Annotated in this window: 16 protein-coding genes; 10 read left to right on the top strand and 6 right to left on the bottom strand. The window is 69.8% G+C overall.

What is annotated here, in order from left to right:
- Complete coding sequence (gene dcd / locus QSK39_RS11140; protein WP_285477534.1) at positions 1-582, top strand: dCTP deaminase; 582 nt, start codon at positions 1-3, stop codon at positions 580-582.
- On the opposite strand, the gene QSK39_RS11135 is transcribed toward dcd, so the two are convergent.
- A complete protein-coding gene (locus QSK39_RS11135; RefSeq protein ID WP_285477533.1) occupies positions 579-1,775 on the bottom strand; it encodes an FAD-dependent oxidoreductase in 1,197 nt (398 codons plus the stop codon). The two genes, dcd and QSK39_RS11135, sit on opposite strands and share 4 nt — an antisense overlap.
- 73 nt (positions 1,776-1,848) lie before the next feature.
- Here QSK39_RS11135 and QSK39_RS11130 point away from each other — a divergent pair, with 73 nt between their 5' ends.
- From QSK39_RS11130 to QSK39_RS11120, 3 genes are all read left to right on the top strand, one after another.
- A complete protein-coding gene (locus QSK39_RS11130; protein WP_285477532.1) occupies positions 1,849-2,319 on the top strand; it encodes a MarR family transcriptional regulator in 471 nt (156 codons plus the stop codon).
- Between the two features lie 75 nt (positions 2,320-2,394).
- Positions 2,395-6,843, top strand: a complete 4,449-nt coding sequence (locus QSK39_RS11125; protein ID WP_285477531.1) for a CLIPPER-2 domain-containing protein — start codon at positions 2,395-2,397, stop codon at positions 6,841-6,843.
- A 155-nt stretch (positions 6,844-6,998) separates the two neighbouring features.
- The gene (locus QSK39_RS11120; RefSeq protein WP_285477530.1) at positions 6,999-7,688 is read left to right on the top strand and encodes a CAP domain-containing protein; all 690 of its coding nucleotides are present in this window, start codon (positions 6,999-7,001) and stop codon (positions 7,686-7,688) included.
- Between the two features lie 6 nt (positions 7,689-7,694).
- Here QSK39_RS11120 and QSK39_RS11115 read toward each other — a convergent pair whose 3' ends face one another.
- The 3 genes from QSK39_RS11115 to QSK39_RS11105 form a co-directional block, all read right to left on the bottom strand.
- Positions 7,695-8,699, bottom strand: coding sequence for a cation diffusion facilitator family transporter (locus tag QSK39_RS11115; RefSeq protein WP_285477529.1), 1,005 nt, complete (start codon positions 8,697-8,699; stop codon positions 7,695-7,697).
- Positions 8,700-8,716: 17 nt separating this feature from the next.
- Positions 8,717-9,187 carry a DUF742 domain-containing protein gene (locus QSK39_RS11110; RefSeq protein ID WP_285477528.1) on the bottom strand — a complete coding sequence of 157 codons (471 nt, stop codon included), beginning with the start codon at positions 9,185-9,187 and terminating at the stop codon, positions 8,717-8,719.
- A gap of 317 nt (positions 9,188-9,504) precedes the next feature.
- Positions 9,505-11,718, bottom strand: coding sequence for a (Fe-S)-binding protein (locus tag QSK39_RS11105; RefSeq protein WP_285477527.1), 2,214 nt, complete (start codon positions 11,716-11,718; stop codon positions 9,505-9,507).
- Positions 11,719-11,870: 152 nt separating this feature from the next.
- Here QSK39_RS11105 and QSK39_RS11100 point away from each other — a divergent pair, with 152 nt between their 5' ends.
- From QSK39_RS11100 to QSK39_RS11090, 3 genes are read left to right on the top strand one after another with little or no spacing between them, the layout of a single operon-like run.
- Positions 11,871-12,200, top strand: coding sequence for a DMT family transporter (locus QSK39_RS11100; RefSeq protein ID WP_285477526.1), 330 nt, complete (start codon positions 11,871-11,873; stop codon positions 12,198-12,200).
- Entirely contained in the window at positions 12,197-12,757 is a 561-nt protein-coding gene (locus tag QSK39_RS11095) for a TetR/AcrR family transcriptional regulator (RefSeq protein WP_285477525.1), read from the top strand. Before QSK39_RS11100 ends, QSK39_RS11095 begins: the two co-directional genes overlap by 4 nt.
- 21 nt (positions 12,758-12,778) lie before the next feature.
- On the top strand, positions 12,779-13,213 hold the full coding sequence (locus QSK39_RS11090; protein ID WP_285477524.1) for a GNAT family N-acetyltransferase: 435 nt from the start codon (positions 12,779-12,781) through the stop codon (positions 13,211-13,213).
- Here the strand turns inward: QSK39_RS11090 and QSK39_RS11085 are convergent.
- Both QSK39_RS11085 and QSK39_RS11080 read right to left on the bottom strand, forming a co-directional pair.
- Positions 13,191-13,580: a GNAT family N-acetyltransferase gene (locus QSK39_RS11085; RefSeq protein ID WP_285477523.1), complete on the bottom strand. Its 390-nt coding sequence runs from the start codon at positions 13,578-13,580 to the stop codon at positions 13,191-13,193. The two genes, QSK39_RS11090 and QSK39_RS11085, sit on opposite strands and share 23 nt — an antisense overlap.
- Positions 13,581-13,585: 5 nt before the next feature.
- On the bottom strand, positions 13,586-14,119 hold the full coding sequence (locus QSK39_RS11080) for a YbhB/YbcL family Raf kinase inhibitor-like protein (protein WP_285477522.1): 534 nt from the start codon (positions 14,117-14,119) through the stop codon (positions 13,586-13,588).
- A 173-nt stretch (positions 14,120-14,292) separates the two neighbouring features.
- On the opposite strand from QSK39_RS11080, the gene QSK39_RS11075 reads away from it, so the two are divergent.
- The 3 genes from QSK39_RS11075 (at position 14,293) to QSK39_RS11065 (ending at position 16,836) form a co-directional block, all read left to right on the top strand.
- Positions 14,293-15,063 carry a DUF4097 family beta strand repeat-containing protein gene (locus tag QSK39_RS11075; protein ID WP_285477521.1) on the top strand — a complete coding sequence of 257 codons (771 nt, stop codon included), beginning with the start codon at positions 14,293-14,295 and terminating at the stop codon, positions 15,061-15,063.
- Between the two features lie 27 nt (positions 15,064-15,090).
- Positions 15,091-15,324 (top strand): hypothetical protein, encoded by a 234-nt coding sequence (locus QSK39_RS11070; protein ID WP_285477520.1) that lies wholly within the window; start codon positions 15,091-15,093, stop codon positions 15,322-15,324.
- Positions 15,325-15,534: 210 nt separating this feature from the next.
- Positions 15,535-16,836: an alpha/beta hydrolase gene (locus QSK39_RS11065; RefSeq protein WP_353051041.1), complete on the top strand. Its 1,302-nt coding sequence runs from the start codon at positions 15,535-15,537 to the stop codon at positions 16,834-16,836.
- Positions 16,837-16,973: the final 137 nt, after the last annotated feature.

The raw sequence follows: 16,973 nt of genomic DNA, 5'->3' as shown, positions 1-16,973 counted from the left end.
GTGCTGCTCAGTGACCGTGACCTCCGCAAAGAGCTCGAAGCCGGCCGGCTCGGCATCGACCCCTTCGACGCCGGCATGGTCCAGCCGTCCAGCGTCGACGTCCGGCTCGACCGGTACTTCCGCGTCTTCAACAACAGCAAGTACACCCACATCGACCCGCAGCTGCAGCAGGACGACCTGACCTCGCTGGTCGAGAAGGAGGGCGACGAGCCCTTCGTGCTGCACCCAGGCGAGTTCGTGCTCGGCTCGACGTTCGAGCTCGTCACCCTGGCCGACGACCTCGCCGGCCGCCTCGAGGGCAAGTCGTCGCTCGGCCGGCTCGGGCTGCTCACGCACTCGACCGCCGGGTTCATCGACCCCGGCTTCTCCGGGCACATCACCCTGGAACTGTCGAACGTCGCGAACCTGCCGATCACGCTCTGGCCGGGCATGAAGATCGGCCAGCTGTGCATCTTCCGGCTCTCCAGCGCGGCCGAGTTCCCGTACGGCTCGAGCGAGGCCGGGTCCCGCTACCAGGGGCAGCGCGGTCCGACCCCGAGCCGGGCGTACAAGAACTTCCACCGCGTCGACACCTGGCGCTAGGCCGCGATCTTCTCGTTCCAGTCGATGCGGTGGTTCCACATGAATTCGTTCGGGTCCTCGTCGAACGGCTTCGAGAACACCCGCTTGATGAAGAAGTCGCGGATGACGCGGCCGACCGGGCCGATCACCTTCTGGTCGCCGTTGCGCTTCCCGGCCGCGACCACGGCTTCGACGCGCTCGCGCCGCAGGCTCTCGTACGTGGTCAGCGCACGCTCGACGTCCGGCACGTCGCGCAGGCATTTGCCCAGCGTGACGGCGTCTTCGATGGCCATCGACGCGCCCTGGCCCGCCGCCGGTGACGTCGCGTGCGCCGCGTCGCCGATGATCACCATGCGGCCGCGGTGCCAGACCGGGACCGTCGGGAAGTCGAACGTCGGCCACGCCGGGTAGACCTCGCGGGTCGCGCGGATGATCTCCGTCGCCGGCGTCCGGTCGCGCTCCACCAGGTGCAGCAGCTCGGCGCGCAGTTTCTCGCCGGCCAGCGTCGCCAGCTCGGACGCCGTCGGCTCGGTCTTGCGGGCCGGGTTCGCGAACCACCAGACGCGGCCGTCCTCCGGACTGACGACGTGGCAGAAGAACACGCGCTTGCCGAACACCATGTTCAGCACGCCCGGCTCGTCCGGCAGGGTCAGGCCTTCGGCGAACCCGCCGGTGTTGAGCAGCGGCACGTACCGCGGCGCCGGCGCGTCCGGGTCGATGATCGTGCGGACGCGCGAACGGAGTCCGTCGGCGCCGATCAGCAGGTCGCCTTCGACGTGCGAGCCGTCCGAGAAGTCGGCTCTGACCTGCGAAGACGTCTGGCTCGCGCCGATCAGGCGTTTGCCGTACTCGGCGTGGATCCCGCGCCGGGTGGCCGCGTCGCGCAGGGCGACGTAGAGGTCGGAGCGCAGCACGGTCTGGCTCACGGTGCCGTCCGGCAGGGCGCCGCCGAGGGCGAACTCGGCCAGCCGGGTGCCGTTGCCGAGCCCGATCGACATGCGGGGCGAGTCGAAACCGGTGCCCTTGACGACGTCCTTGAGGCCCAGCGGCAGCAGCGCGTCAAGGCCGTTCACCGCCAGCGTGAGGAACGCACCGACGCCCTCGGCGCCCCGGTCGTAGGCTTCGAACAACACCGGTTCGTGCCCGGCTTCGTGCAGCGCGATGGCCGTGATCGTGCCCGCGATGCCGCCCCCGATGATCAGCGCCTTGGTCATCTCGTTCGTCCCCTCGAATCTCTTAGAAACTAATTCGTTCTGTCGAACTAAAGAGTGGGCTAGGCTGAGGCTCGTGTCAAGTGAGCGAGCGCACCTGGTCGAAGAAGTCCTGCTCAGGTCCCGGGAGCTGTCGACGGAGACGGTCATGTTCCACACCGCGATCTCCGAGACGCGGGGGCTGTCGGCCGTCGACAGCAAGGTCCTGGACTACCTCGCGCGGTTCGGGCCGCAGACGCCGAAGGACCTCGCGCGGCTCTCCGGACTGGCGCCCGCGTCGGTGACCGCGATGATCGACCGGCTGGAACGCAAGGGCATCGTCGACCGCCGGCCGCACCCCGACGACCGCCGCCGCGTCCTCATCGCGCTCGACGAACAAGCCATCGCGAGCGGCATCCACCTGTGGGACAACCTCGTCAAGCGCATGTACGAGCTGTGCGACCGCTACACCGACGACGAACTCCGCACGGTGATCGGGTTCGTCGAGGGGGCCACCGCCCTCACCCACGAATCGACCGCGAAGCTGACCGGATCCACGGACGGGTGAGATTCGGCCCGCGAGGCCCGCTCTCGTGCCAGGCTCCCTAGGTCGTCTCGGCCCCGGAGGTGGCGAGGAGTGCCGTTGCCCGAAAGACCGCTTCGCCTGGTTCTCGTTCTGGCACTGGTCTTCTTGGCCTCGGCGCTCGTGCCGTCGGCCGGCGCGGCCGGTGCCCCGCCTTTCGCGGTGGGCTACGACGACGTCGTCTACGGCGACTTCCTGTACGCGGGCAACGGTGTCCTGCGCTGCCCGGTCGCCGCCGACCACGCGCCGGCCGCCGGCGCGGTCGCCACCCCCGCGGCGTGCGCGAACACCGCGGACCGCAAGGACACCCTGGTCAACGACGACTTCTTCATGCAGTGGGCGGATGTCGACGCCGACCCGGCCACGTTCGACTCCGCGAGCGCGTCGGTGCGCATCCCGCCCGGCGCCCGGATCGTCTTCGCGCGCCTGAACTGGGCAGGCAACACGACGGGCACGACGTGCGGTTTCCGCGAGGGCGTTCCCGCGATTCCACCGCCGGGGAACCCCGCCACGCAGAACGTCCGGCTTTCGGTGGGCAGCGCGAAGCCCGTCGACGTTCGGCCGTCGGGCTTCGCCGAAGACGGCCCGTACTACTCCGCCCACGCCGACGTGACCGGCCAGTTCGCGGGCGCGCCGACCGGCGCCGCGCTCGACGTGACCGTCGGGAACATCTGGGCCCCCAAGGGTTTCGACTGCGCCGGCGGCTGGTCGATCGCCCTGGTCTACGCGTATCCGTCGCGCAACCCCGACTTCGCGCCGAACAAGCGCAAGGTCGTCGTCTACGACGGGCACGTCCGCCAGGCCTCCGACGCCCCCACGGAAACGACGATCACCGGCTTCCGCGCGGCGGCCGCCGACGCGCACGTCGGCGTCACCGCCTACGACGGCGACTGGGGTGGCTCCGGCGACCAGTTCCTGGTCGACGGCACCCCGGCCGCCGAGCCCGCGACCGGCGGGACGTCGAACTTCTTCATCTCCAACGCCGACAACGCTTCCGCGCCGGGCGTGAAGAACAACTTCAGCGTGGACGCGAAGTCTTTCGACGTCGACACCATCCCCGCGGGCGCGACGAGCGCGAAGCTCGGCTTCGTCACCAGCGGGGACAGTTATCTCGCGCAGAACATGGCGTTTTCCGTGCCGGTGCCCGAACTCCAAGCCGCTCTGCGCGTGAAGCAGCCGAAGGCGCACGCCGGCGAGCCGGTGACGTTCACCGTCGCCGTGACCAACCCGGGCGGCGTCGCGGCGTCCGGCGTGCAGGTCGCGGACGAGGCCTTTCCGGCCTGCGCCAAGCCACTCGGCACGCTCGCCCCGGGTCAGACGGTCACCTACGACTGCACCGGCCCCGCCCCGGCCGACGACTTCACGAATGCCGTGAAGGCGACCGGCACGAGCGCCCTCGGCGACGCGCTCGACGGCGCCGCGACCGCCGCCGTCGACGTCGTGCACCCGTCGTTGGGCATGACGAAGACGGCCGACAAGCCCGCGTACCGCGCCGGCGACACCGCGACCTTCACGATCAAGGTCACGAACACCGGCGACGTCGGGCTTTCCGGCCTGCGGGTCACCGACGCGAAGGCACCTTCGTGCGCGCTCACCGGAGCTCTCGCACCGGGCGAAAGCCGCACGACGACGTGCACGGCGAAGGCCCCGATCGCCGACGGCGTCAACACCGCGGCCGCGGCAGCCACCGACGACTTCGGCAAGCAGGTCACGGCCACCGCGGATGCGCCCGCGCCGACGATCGCGCCCGCCGTCGAGGTCACCAAGACCGCGAACCCGCCGGTGATCCACGCGGGCGACGCCGTGACGTTCTCCGTCGCGGTCAAGAACACCGGCGACAGCCCGCTCTCACCGGTGAAGGTCACCGACGACACGACGACGTCGTGTTCGCGCACGTTCGACGGCCTGGCCGCGGGCGCGACGCAGGCGTACACGTGCACGGCGAACCCGTCCACGACGACGACGTCGCACGTGACCGCCACCGGCACCGACCTCGCGGGTCAGCCGGTGACCGCCACCGCGCCGTCGACCGTCACGGTGATCACGCCGGCCCTGACGCTCACGAAGGACGCCTCGCCCGGTGTCGTCCGCGCCGGCGACCCGATCACGTTCACGATCACGGTCGCCAACGCCGGCGACGCGCCGCTGACCGAGGTCGCCGTCACCGACGACCGCACGCCGGCGTGCGCACGAGTGATCGGCGCGCTCCCACCGCAGGGCAGGCAGAGGTACACCTGCACCGCGCCGGCCCCGCCGGACGACTTCACCAACACGGCGGCCGCGTCGGGGAAGGACCAGCTCGGCCGCACGGTGAAGGTCACCGACGACGCCGTGGTCGACGTGATCCACCCGCGGATGGCGCTCGCCGCGCAGGCTTCGCCCGCCGCTGTCCGCGAAGGCGACACGGTGACGTGGACGATCACCGCCACCAACACGGGCGACGTGCCGCTGACCGGCGTGACGATCGCGGATGACCAGGTCAAGGCGTGCGCGAAGCCACTCGGGACGCTCCAACCGCAGGCGGCTTCGACGTACACGTGCACGACGGTCGCGGGCGCCACCGGCTTCACGAACAAGCCGGCGGTGACGGGCCTGGACCCGACGGCCCACCCGGTGACGGCGACCGCGGAGGCCGCGTTCGCCGTGCAGCACCCGGCCGTGGCGCTCACCGCGGAGGTCACGGGCGGGCCGTTCCGCGAAGGCGACGCGGTGCCGCTGCGGATCACCGTGCGCAACACCGGTGACGTGCCGCTGGCCGGCTTGCGGGTCACGGACTCGTCGACGCCCGGCCAGCAGGCCACGACCACCCGGGCCACCGGTCCGCAGGCGCGAGCCACGGGCTGTGCCCAAGTGCTCGACGGCGCCCTCGAACCCGGCACCACCCGGGACTTCGGCTGCACCCTCACCGCGCCGGCCGACGACCTCACGGCGACCGTCCGGGTCACCGGTACACCCCCGGTCGGCCCGCCGGTCACGGCCGAAAGCACCGCGAAGGTCGACGTCATCCACCCGGCCATCGCCGTCACCAGGACCGTCGAGCCGCGAGTCGTCCGCCCCGGCGACACCGTCACCTCGGCGATCACCGTCACCAACACCGGCGACAGCGTGCTGCGCGACGTCTCCGTGGCCGATCCCGGCGCACCGGCATGCGCCAAACCCCTGGGTTCACTCGAACCGCGAGCCACGCAGAACTACAGCTGCACTCAAGTCGCCGGCGAAGCCGACTTCACCGCCACCGCGGCCGTCACCGCCACTGACGCCACGAACCGTCCCGTGACCGCCACCGCCGGGGAACCGGTCGATGTCATCCACCCGGCGATCACCATCACGGACGACGCGACGCCCGCGCAGGTCCGGCCAGGCGACACCGTCACGTTCACCCTCGTCGTCGCGAACGCCGGCGACGTCCAACTGACCGACGTGTCCATTGCGGACAGTCGCACTCCGGCGTGCGCTCAGTCCATCGGCACCCTCCCTCCCGGCGCTTCCCAGCACCACTCCTGCACGGTAAACGCCGGCACCGACAATTTCGTGAGCTCCGCCACCGCGATCGGCACCGATCCGACGAACCGCCAGGTCAGCGCGACCGACGAGGCCTCCTACACCGTCCAGCACCCGGCGCTCTCCATCACGCAGGAAACGAAGGGCCCCTTCCACGAGGGCGACGCCGTGCCCCTCGCGATCACCGTCGCGAACACCGGCGACGTTCCCCTGACCGACGTGAAGGTCAGCGAGCCCTGCGTGAAGGCCTTCGACAAGCTCGAAGCCGGCGCGAGCCAGAAGTTCGACTGCACCACGACCGCGCCGCAGGACGATGTCGTGAGCACGGCGAAGGTCACGGCCACGGCCCCGATCGGCCCGCCGATTGCCGCGGAGGACACCGACGGGATCGATGTCATCCACCCGGCCGTGAAGATCACCAAGGACGCGAAGCCGGGCACGGTCCGGGTGGGCGACGACGTCACGTTCACGATCAGCGTCACCAACACCGGTGACGTCCCGCTGACCAGCGTGTCCGTTGTGGACGACGAACCGTGCGCGAAGAAACTCGGCACCCTGGCGGCCGGGGAAAAGCGGATCTACACCTGCACTCGAAAAGCGCCGGACGACGACTTCACCACCGTCGCCGAAGTCACCGGAATGGACCCGGTCAATCGCTCCGCGCAATCGAAAGCCGAAGGGAAAGTCGACGTCGTCCACCCCGAGATCGCCCTGATGAAGGACGCGGCGCCGTACCGAGTCCGCCCGGGCGACGTCGTCACGTTCTCGATTCTGGTCAAGAACACCGGTGACGCGCCGCTGACCGCCGTGTCCGTCGTGGACGACCACACGACGTCGTGCGCGCACACCGCACCTGACCTGGCCGCGGACGCCGAAATCACCTACACCTGCACGACTGTCGCGGGCAACGAAGGCTTCACGAGCAGGGCGACCGTCACCGCCCAGGACCCGACCGGCCGTCCGGTGACGGCGTCCGGGGACGCCACGTTCGAAGTCCGAAGCGGCTGAACGGAGTAACGCCGGAGCGTCCGATTGCCGCGGGTTCCATGTCGGTCGTCGAATGCCCGGCCCGGGAAATGTGACCAGTGCGTTCGTAGGGTTCTCGCTGTAATCGTTCCGTGATACGTTCTCGCGCCGTGTCCCCCATTGGTGAACGTGGTCGCGTGGTGATGGTGTCACTCAGTGTGCTGCTCGGCGTTTTCTCCGCCGCGACAGGCACCTGGATGGCCACCGCGGAAGGAAACACGGCCGAACTCGGCGCCGCGGCCTTGGTGCTGCCCGACGCGCCGGGCGGTGCCGGGGGTGGCAGCAGCACCGACGTCGCCGGCGGGCAGTCCCCGGCCCCGAAGCAGGCCACGACCGAGGCTCCCGCACCGACGACGTCCAGCGCGGCCCCGGCCCCGACCGAGACGTCCGAAGCCCCGAAGCCGACGACGTCCGAAGCGGCCCCGCCGCCGAGCACCAAGGCCGCGGCCCGCGTCGCGTCCTCGACCACCGAGCAGGTCATCTCCCTCGTCAACGACGAGCGCGCGCAGGCAGGCTGCAAGCCGCTGGCCGAGGAATCGCACCTGACCAAGGCCGCGCAGGACTACAGCGACGACATGTCCGCCCGGAACTTCTTCGCCCACACCAACCCCGAAGGCGTCACGTTCGACCAGCGCATCAAGGTCGCCGGCTACTCGAAGCCGGGCGCGGAGAACATCGCGAAGGGGCAGACGTCCGCGGCGCAGGTCATGGACGCCTGGATGAACTCCGAGGGCCACCGCGCGAACATCCTGAACTGCTCGCTGACGAAGATCGGCGTCGGGTTCACCAAGGCGGGCAACTACTGGGTCCAGGACTTCGGGTACTGAGGGCTGCTAGGCGGGGTTGTTCCAGCGCTCCGCAATGTCGCCGTAGCGGGCGAGCACGGTGGCCCGCAGGTCGGGATCGGTCCGCGGCACCGGCTCGATGAACACCTCGGTGACGTCGTTGAACGACTCGGTCAGCTCGGCCGCGATCCGCACGCAGGCGCGTTCGACGTCGCCGGCGCCGAGTGAGTCGTCGAAGTCGACGCGGGTGCAGACGAGGACCTGGTCGGTGCCCATCAGCATCGTCTGCAGGTCGACGACGGCCTCGATCTCCGGCGCGGCGGAGAGGTGGTCGCGGACGCCGCGGACGATCTCCGGGTTGGCCTGGCGGCCGATGAGCAGGCCGCGGTTGGTCCGCCCGAGCAGGTAGGCGACGAAGGCGAGCAGCACGCCGATGACGATCGAGGCGACGCCGTCCCAGACCTCCGAGCCGGTGATCTGGTGCAGGCCGATGCCGGCGAACGCGACCAGCAGGCCGATCAGCGCGGCGGAGTCCTCGAACAGCACGGTCTTCGGGGTCGGGTCGTCGATCAGGCGGAGGTATGCCCAAAGTGATCGGTTTTCGGCCTTCGACTCCCGGACGGTCTGCCGCACCGCCTGCACCCACGACGTGCCTTCGAGCACGAAAGCCACCGCCAGCACGATGTAGCTGAGGATCGACGTGCTCTGCGCCTCGCCGTGGCCGAACAGCGTCGAGACGCCCTCGTAGAGCGCGAACATCGAGCCCGACGCGAAGATCGACACGGCGGCGAGCAGCGACCAGAAGTAGCGCTCCTTGCCGTAGCCGAAGGGGTGCACGCGGTCGGCCGGGCGGTCGGAACGTTTCAACGCGGTCAGCAGCAGGACCTCGGTGAAGGTGTCGGCCACCGAGTGGGCCGCTTCGGAGAGCATCGCGCCCGAGCCGGTGATGATGCCCGCGATCAGCTTCATGATCGCGATCGCCAGGTTCACCCCGCCGGCGAGCAGGACGGTCAGCGTGCTTTCGCCACCGGGCTTTTCGGGTTCCTCGCTCACGGTGGTGAGCGTAATGGTCAGAGGCGGCGCAGGCCGTGCAGCACGCGTTCCATCAGCGCCACGGCCGGACGGCCGTCGGTGTTCACGCGGGTGTCGTGGATCGTGACCAGGCCCTGCTCGGCCATGTCGTCGAGCAGCACCCGGGCGACGCCGAGCGGCACGCTGAGCCGGGCGGCGACCTCGGCGACCGAGCGCGGGTGGTGGCAGAGCGAGCGCACCGAGCGGAACTCGCCGGTCAGCCGGGCGCCGTTCCAGTGCGCGCCGGCCCGCGTCGAGACCATGGCTTCGATCGCCAGGTGCCGCCGCGACTGCGTCCGGCCGCGAGTGAGGACGTACGGGCGGACGAGCGTCCGCTGGACCGGCACGTAGCCGGCGTCGACGATCCGGCGTTCCTCGAGGGGTTCGTCGCTGCGGAGAGCGTGCCGGCCGACAGAGGGGAGATGATCTTCCCCGCGCCCGGCCGGCTTGGTCCGCGGGTCCTCGCCCATCCTCGCTGCCCCCTGATTCCGTCATCGTCGAAGTGGCCTCGCTGGCAGCGGTGGCGGCGAGGAAAGGCCAGGATACGCCGGACCACTGGGCTTTTGGCCAACGTTTCTTGTTGGCCTGATGGGCCATTTCGGTGAATATCATGAACAATATTCGGGAAATCGATTGCTTTGACAAAATCCCAGCTAGTGGACGCGAAGATCGGTGACGACGGGTAGCTCAGCGGCTACGGAAATGCGCGAATGCCGTTTTTCGCGCAATGAAAACGGCCCCGGCCAGGAAGTCCTGGCCGGGGCCGTGCACATTTTCGATCTGTGTGTCACTCCTCCGCGAGTGACGGCGCACCGAGAGCGATCGGTTTCGGCTCCGGCTTGCGCTTGACCGACTCCAGCAGCATCTGCGCGACGTCGACGATCTCGACCTTCTCGCTCGCGCTGCCGTCGGCCTGGCGGGCCGTGAGGCCGTCGTTCAGCATCACCTTGCAGAACGGGCAGCCGGTCGCGATCTTCGACGGCGCGGTGCCGAGCGCCTCGTCGACGCGCTCGACGTTGATCCGCTTGCCGATCTTCTCTTCCATCCACATCCGCGCGCCGCCGGCACCGCAGCACATCGACTTGTCGCCATGCCGCGGCATCTCGCGCAGCTGCGCGCCGGTCGCGCCGACCAGCTCGCGCGGCGCCTCGTAGACCTTGTTGTGGCGGCCGAGGTAGCACGGGTCGTGGTAGGTGACGTCCTCGGCGACCGGCGCGACCGGCACCAGCTGCTTCTCGCGAACCAGGCGGTTCAGCAGCTGCGTGTGGTGCACGACGTCGAACTGGCCGCCCAGCTCCGGGTACTCGTTGGCGAGGGTGTTGAAGCAGTGCGCGCAGGTCACGACGACCTTGCGCGTCTTGCGCTCACGTCCCTCGAACACCGAGTTCAGGATCTCGACGTTCTGCTGGGCGAGCATCTGGAACAGGAACTCGTTGCCCGCGCGGCGGGCCGGGTCACCGGTGCAGGACTCCTCCGAGCCCAGCACCTTGTACTTCACGCCGGCCATGTGCAGCAGCTCGGCGACCGCGCGGGTCGTCTTCTTCGCGCGGTCCTCGAACGCGCCGGCGCAGCCGACCCAGAACAGGTACTCGGCGTCGCCCATGTCGCCGTCGAACACCGGGACCTCGAAGTCCAGGTCCTTGGTCCAGGCCAGCCGGTCCTTGGCGTTCTGGCCCCACGGGTTGCCCTTGTTCTCCAGGTTCTTGAACATGCCGTTCAGCTCGCTGGGGAACGACGACTCGATCATCACCTGGTAGCGGCGCATGTCGACGATGTGGTCGACGTGCTCGATGTCCACCGGGCACTGCTCGACGCAGGCGCCGCAGCTGGTGCAGGACCACAGGACGTCGGGGTCGATGACACCGCCGTCGTCGCCGATCAGGGCTTTCTGGGACTCGGCGATGGCCAGGACGTCGATCCCGGCGTACATGTTGTCCCCGGACAGGCCGACCTCGTCGCCCGCCATGTCGCGCTTGCCGCCGGCCAGCAGGTACGGCGCCTTCGCGTAGGCGTGGTCACGCAGCTGCGTGATGAGCAGCTTCGGCGACAGCGGCTTGCCCGTGTTCCACGCGGGGCACTGCTCCTGGCAGCGGCCGCACTCGGTGCACGTCGAGAAGTCCAGCCAGCCCTTCCAGCTGAAGTCCTCGATCTTGCCGACGCCGAAAGTGTCCTCGTCCGGGTCGGCTTCCTCGAGGTCGAGGACCTTGCCGCCGCTCATCATCGGCTTGAGCGCGCCGAGGGCGACGCCGCCGTCCTGCTCGCGCTTGAAGTAGATGTTGAAGAACGCGCTGAAGCGGTGCCACGCGATGCCCATGGTCATCGTTCGGGCGACGACGATCAGCCAGACCGTGGCGCTCATCAGCTTGACGAACGCGAAGACCGTGACCAGGTTCGGGCTGGCCGGCAGCAGCTCGCCGAGCGGGTTCGAGACGAAGGCGGCCCAGGTCGGCGTCTCGTGCGCGCCCAGCGCGGACTTCGCGGCGCGGACGCCGATGATGCCGATGCCCTCGATCAGGACGACGGCCTCGATGAAGTAGGCCCACTTGAAGTTGGAGCCCTGGAAGCGGCTCTGGCGGTCGGCGCGGCGCGGGTGGTTGCGCTGGCGGATCGCCATCAGCACCAGGATGCCGACGATCGTGCCGACCCCGAGCAGCTCCATGAGCAGCTGGAACGGCGGGAAGTCGTCGAGGATCGGCCATCCCCAGTGCGGGACGAAGACCTCGCCGTAGGCCTCGAACAGGGCCAGCGAGCCGAGCAGGAAGCCCCACATGACGAGCCAGTGCGCGGGCCCGACGCTGCGCTTGCGGTTCATCCGCGTGTGCGCGGCGAACTCCTTGATCAGCGTCTTCATGCGCGGCATGAAGGGCCCGTTGCGCGTCGAGTCGGGCTGCCCGAGGCGGATCACCCGCACGAAACGGGCGATCGTCGCGGCGAACATGCCCCAGGCGACGAGGCCGAGCACGACGGAGATCCCGCCGAGCGTCAGTTGCAGAGCGCCCATCGTTCGGGTGCCTTTCGTCCGGAAAAACTGTGGTGGTGCCGGGAGACTAACCGTCCTTACTGATGAGTAACCCGTTGAGTGGGCCTAAGTCCCACCGATGTGGTGTACGTCGCTCTTTGTTTCGGGACGATCGTTCAGGTAGTTTTCACCCTATGGGTGCGTACCTTCTCCTCGCGCTGGCGATCGCCGCCGAGGTCTCCGCGACGATCTCGCTGAAGCTCTCCGAGGGCTTCTCCAAGCTCGGGCCGTCGATCGTCGTGGTGGCCGGGTACGCCGTGGCGTTCGTGGCGCTGTCGTACGTGCTGAAATTCGGGTTGCCGATCGGCGTCGCGTATGCGATCTGGGCCGCGGCCGGCGTCGCCCTGGTCGCGATCGTGGGTGTCGTGTTCCTGAAGGAACCGGTCAACGCGGCGATGATCGCCGGGCTGGCGCTGGTCATCGGTGGTGTCGTGCTGATCGAGATCGGGAGTGCATCGACGTGAAACTGCAGGTCGACGGCCGCAAGGCCCGTGGCGACAAGCGGCGCGCGGAGATCATCGAGGCGACGCTGCGGGTGATCGAGCGGGACGGCGTCGCCGGCGTCACGCACCGGATCGTCGCGGCCGAGGCCGGCGTCCCGACGACGTCCACGACGTACCACTTCTCGTCGCTGGACGACCTCCTCATCGCGACGCTCATCTCGTGCGCCCGCGACATGGCGACCGAGGTCTACTGGATGATCGACCGGGCCCGCTCACGCGGCTCGCGCGGCGCCGAGGAGGTCGCGGGCCTGCTCGCGGAGGCCTTGGGGCCGCGACGCGGGCGGACGATGGCCGAGTACGAGCTGTACCTGCTGGCCGCGCGGAAACCGGAGCTGCGCCCGGCCGCGCGTCGCTGGCTGGACGTCCTGACGTCGATGGTCCGCCACGACGACGAGGTGGCGTTCCGGGTGTTCCTCGCGGGCATCGACGGGCTGCTGATCCAGGGCCTGATCGACGACGAGCCGCCGTCGGCGGACGAGCTGCGCCCGGTGGTGGACTACCTGCTGAAACCGCGTTGACGCCTGGCTTATTTTCGGATCATGCGGACCTTCGGTGACTACGAGCTCGACGACGATCGGACGCGGCTCGACCTCGACGTGGTGTGGAAGTTCCTCTCGACCGAGGCGTATTGGGGCCGGTGGCGCACGCGTGCGCAGGTCGAGGCCGCCATCACCGGGTCGTGGCGAGTGGTCGGCGCCTACCGCGGCGACGAGCTGGTCGGCTTCGCGCGCGCTTTCTCCGACGGCGTCAGCTCGGCGTACCTGGCGGACGTGTTCGTCGTCGACTCCGCCCGCGGCACCGGGCTGGGCAAGGAAATCGTGCGGGAGATGATCGACAACGGCCCCGGCGCCGGGTTCCGGTGGATGCTGCACACCGCCGACGCGCACGGGCTGTACCGGCAGTTCGGCTTCGGTGAGCACACGAAGGGCCGTTACCTGGAGCGCGAGGGCGTCAACCAGGAAGCCCTGCGCTGAACAGCCGGCCGTCGCCGGTGAACCCGAGGCGCCGGTAGAGGCTCGTGGCTTCCCGGTTGCCGGCGGCGACCTGCAGCGTCACGGGTCTGGGTGCGGCCCAGGCCAGGATCGCGCGGACCAGCGCCTCGCCGACCCCGCGCCGGCGAGCGTGCGGAGCGACCCACATCGTGCCGAGTTCGACGGCGTCGCCGCGCGGGAAGCCGGTCGCCATTCCTGCGGCTCGGCCATCGGCGTCGACGATGACGTTGTGGGTGCCTGCCAAGCGGTCTCGCCAGCGCTGCTCGGGTGCGTCGGCCCAGTCGTCCGGGCCGGCGACGCGGATCGACAGGGCCCGGCACCGATCCGTCCCGGTGCCGGGCCCGCTCACGGAACTCAGCCCTTGTTCTCGTACACCGGCGTGATCACGGCGCGAGCCAGGGTGTGGCCGAACATGTTGAAGCCGAGGAACGCCGCCGTCGCGTCCTCCGGGACCTCCAGCTTGTCGACGTCGAGTGCGTGCACCGCGAAGTAGTAACGGTGCGGGCCGTGCCCGGGCGGGGGCGCCGCGCCGAGGAACTGCTTGACCCCGCCGTCGCCCTTGAGCGTGACCGCGCCTTCGGGCAGGCCGGAACCGTCGCCCGCGCCGGAGGCCAGCTCCGTCACCGACGCCGGGAGGTTGAACACCGCCCAGTGCCAGAAGCCGCTGCCGGTCGGGGCGTCCGGGTCGTAGCACGTGACCGCGAAGCTCTTCGTCTCCGCGGGGAAGCCTTCCCAGGCCAGCTGCGGCGACCGGTCCTCGCCGCCGGCGCCGAAGATGCCCGAGAGGTGGGGCGTGGCCAGGGTTTCGCCGTCGGCGACATCGGTGCTGCGGAGGGTGAAGGACGGCACGTCGGGCAGGGATTCGTACGGGCCGGGTGCTTGCGGCATGGATCCTCCTGATCACGGAACTGGAGCCTGGCGCCAGGTTAGGCCCCCTGAGCCACCCCCGCGTGTCAGGGACGGATCTCAGGGTCTTTCGGGGGGTTACCCCCATGTGCCGCCCCCGCACCTGGCCATACCGTTTCTCACGCAGAGGAAACTCACTGAGGGGACCAACGACCATGGCGCGCCCGCTTCTGGCTCTGGGTGGCATCGTCCTGATCGGCGTCGGCCTGGCGACCGCGTTCGGCTGGGGCTGGGGATCGGACTTCGAGAACGACAAGACCCTTTCGGAGACGATTCGCAGCGTGAAGCTGGAAGGCGACTCGGGGTCGGTGAAGATCCGCACCGGCACGGGACCGTCGACGGTGCACGAAAAGATCAACTACCACTGGCGCAGCAAGCCGGGCGACACGTTCTTCCGCGTCGACGGCGACCAGCTCGTGCTCAGCGACTGCGGCAACAACTGCTCGGTCGACTTCGAGGTGGTCGTGCCCGAGGGCGTGCCGGTGACCGGCCGGATGGACTCGGGCGGCCTGGACGTCGCCGGGGTGGCGAGCGTGGACGTCCAGTCGGACTCCGGCCACGCCCGCGTCGAAGACGTGCCCGGCCTCGTGAAGCTGCGGCTCGAAAGCGGCGGGATCGACCTGTCGGACGTCGGCGAGGTCCAGGTGCACGCCGACTCGGGCAGCATCAAGGCCGAAGGCGTGCGGGGCCCGGTCGACGTGACGGCGTCGAGCGGCAGCGTCGACTTCTCCTTGGCGCAGGCCAACAACGTCAAGATCAAGGCCGACAGCGGCAGCGTCGACGTCGAGGTGCCGGGCGGGCCGTACCGGGTCGTCGGGGACAGCGACAGCGGGCACCGCTCCATCGACGTCCCGACCGACGGCTCCGCGCCGAACACGCTCGACCTCACCACCGACAGCGGCAGCGTCACGGTCCGCGCGGCCTGACTTTCCTTACTACGGGGGTTTTTCACCATGGGCAAGATCGAACGGCGCGTGCTGGCGGCCGCGCTGCTGGGGGCCGTCACGATGTTCGGCGTCGTGGCGTTCACGCGGGGGGAGGGATCCGTGGCGCCGGCGCAGGGGGTGCCGGTCGCCGCGGATTCCCACTATCGAGTGACTTCGTGGGTCGGCACGCCGGCGGAAGTCGCTGTGCAGCAAGGAAATGCTGATTTCTTCTTCTCTTCCTGGGCCGGCCACCGCTCCTGAATCGTCGGTGGTCGCTGTTAGGAAGGGAGCACGCCGAAGGCCGGCGTGCAGGGGAGGAACCGGATCATGGATGGGCGCCGGATCGCCGCGGTTGTCGCGGCGGTCGTGGTCATGGGGGCCGTACCGGCTGTGGCTTCAGCAGCTTCTTCGCTGACGTGGCAGCCATGTGCGACACAGCAGGAATCGGCAGCCGAATGCGCGACGGTCGACGTGCCGATCGACCGCGCACGGCCGGAATCGGGGTCGGCGCGGCTCGCGCTGACCCGGCTGCCCGCGCTCGATCCGGGCGGGCGGATCGGTTCACTGCTGGTGAACCCGGGTGGGCCGGGCGGCTCCGGCGTCGGGTTCGTGCAGTTCGGCGGACTGGCGTCGCCGGACCTCGCGCGGCTGCGGCAGCGGTTCGACGTCGTGGGCTTCGACCCGCGCGGCGACTGGTTCAGCACGCCACGTATCACCTGCGACCCGGCGACGTTGTTCGATCCGGCGCTCGACCGGTTCCCGTCGTCCCGGCCGGGGTTCGAGGCGCTGGTGGCGCACAACCGCGCGGCGGGCGAAGACTGCCTGGCCCGGACCGGGCCGTTGCTGGCGAACGCGGACACGCAGAGTGCTGCCGAGGACATCGAGACGATCCGCGTGGCGCTCGGCGAGCCGAAGATCTCGTGGCTGGGCCTGTCGTACGGCACCGAGCTGGGCGCGGTCTACGCGTCGAAGCACCCTGGCCGGGTCCGCACGATGGTGCTCGACGGCGCGGTCGACCACGCCCGCCCGCTGCGCCAGGCGATCATCGAGGAGGCCGCGGCGACCGAAGACGCGCTGGTCCGGTTCGCGGACTGGTGCGGCAGCTCGGCGGACTGTGCCTTGCGGGGGCGTGACGTACTCCGCTTCTACGACGACGTCGTGGGCCGGGCGGCACGCGGCACGGTGTGGGCGAGCGACCTGGGCCGCCCGGCGACGGCCGACGAGATTTCGGCCGGCGTCTACAACCACCTCTACATCCGCGAGGAGTGGCCGGCGCTGGGCAAGGCCCTGGCCGCGGCCGGCGGCGAGTTCCCGGACGCTCGCGGGCTCACCGAGCGGAACCAGTTCCTGTCCCCGATCTACGGCGCGTACCGGGCGATCGGCTGCCACGACTTCCCGTCACCGTTCACCGGACCGGCGGACCTGGGGGCAATGGCCGGGCTGCTCCGCGCGGTGGCGCCGCACAGCTGGCGGTATTCGGAGTACTGGGACTTCACCAGCGGCTGCACGGGCTGGTCGATCCCGGCGAAGAACCCACCGCAGGCCCACCCGGTCCACGGTGCCCCGCCGATCCTCGTGGTCGGCGGCGCCCACGACCCGGCGACACCGCTGTCCTGGGCCCGCGGCCTGGCAGCGAGCATCGACGGCGCGGCCCTGCTGACCCGCACCGACGACGGCCACACGGGGCTGTTCAACTCGGCCTGCGCCCGCGCGGCCGAGGTGGAGTACCTGGTGAGTGGGGTCACACCCACTTCCGGGCACATCTGCCGCTGAACCCGGGAACAAGAACCCGGACCGGCTCGTTAGGCTGGATACGAAGGTTGAGTGCGGTCGACTCAAGTACGACTTGACGAGACGCACGAAGGCCCGACTAAACTTGCCAGAGCCTCGCTCAAGGCGAGGAAGAACGT

The organism is Amycolatopsis sp. NBRC 101858 (assembly GCF_030269325.1).
GTDB lineage: Bacteria > Actinomycetota > Actinomycetes > Mycobacteriales > Pseudonocardiaceae > Amycolatopsis > Amycolatopsis ponsaeliensis.
Note: the sequence above shows the minus strand (reverse complement) of the source record. Positions and strands in the feature narration are given on the sequence as shown.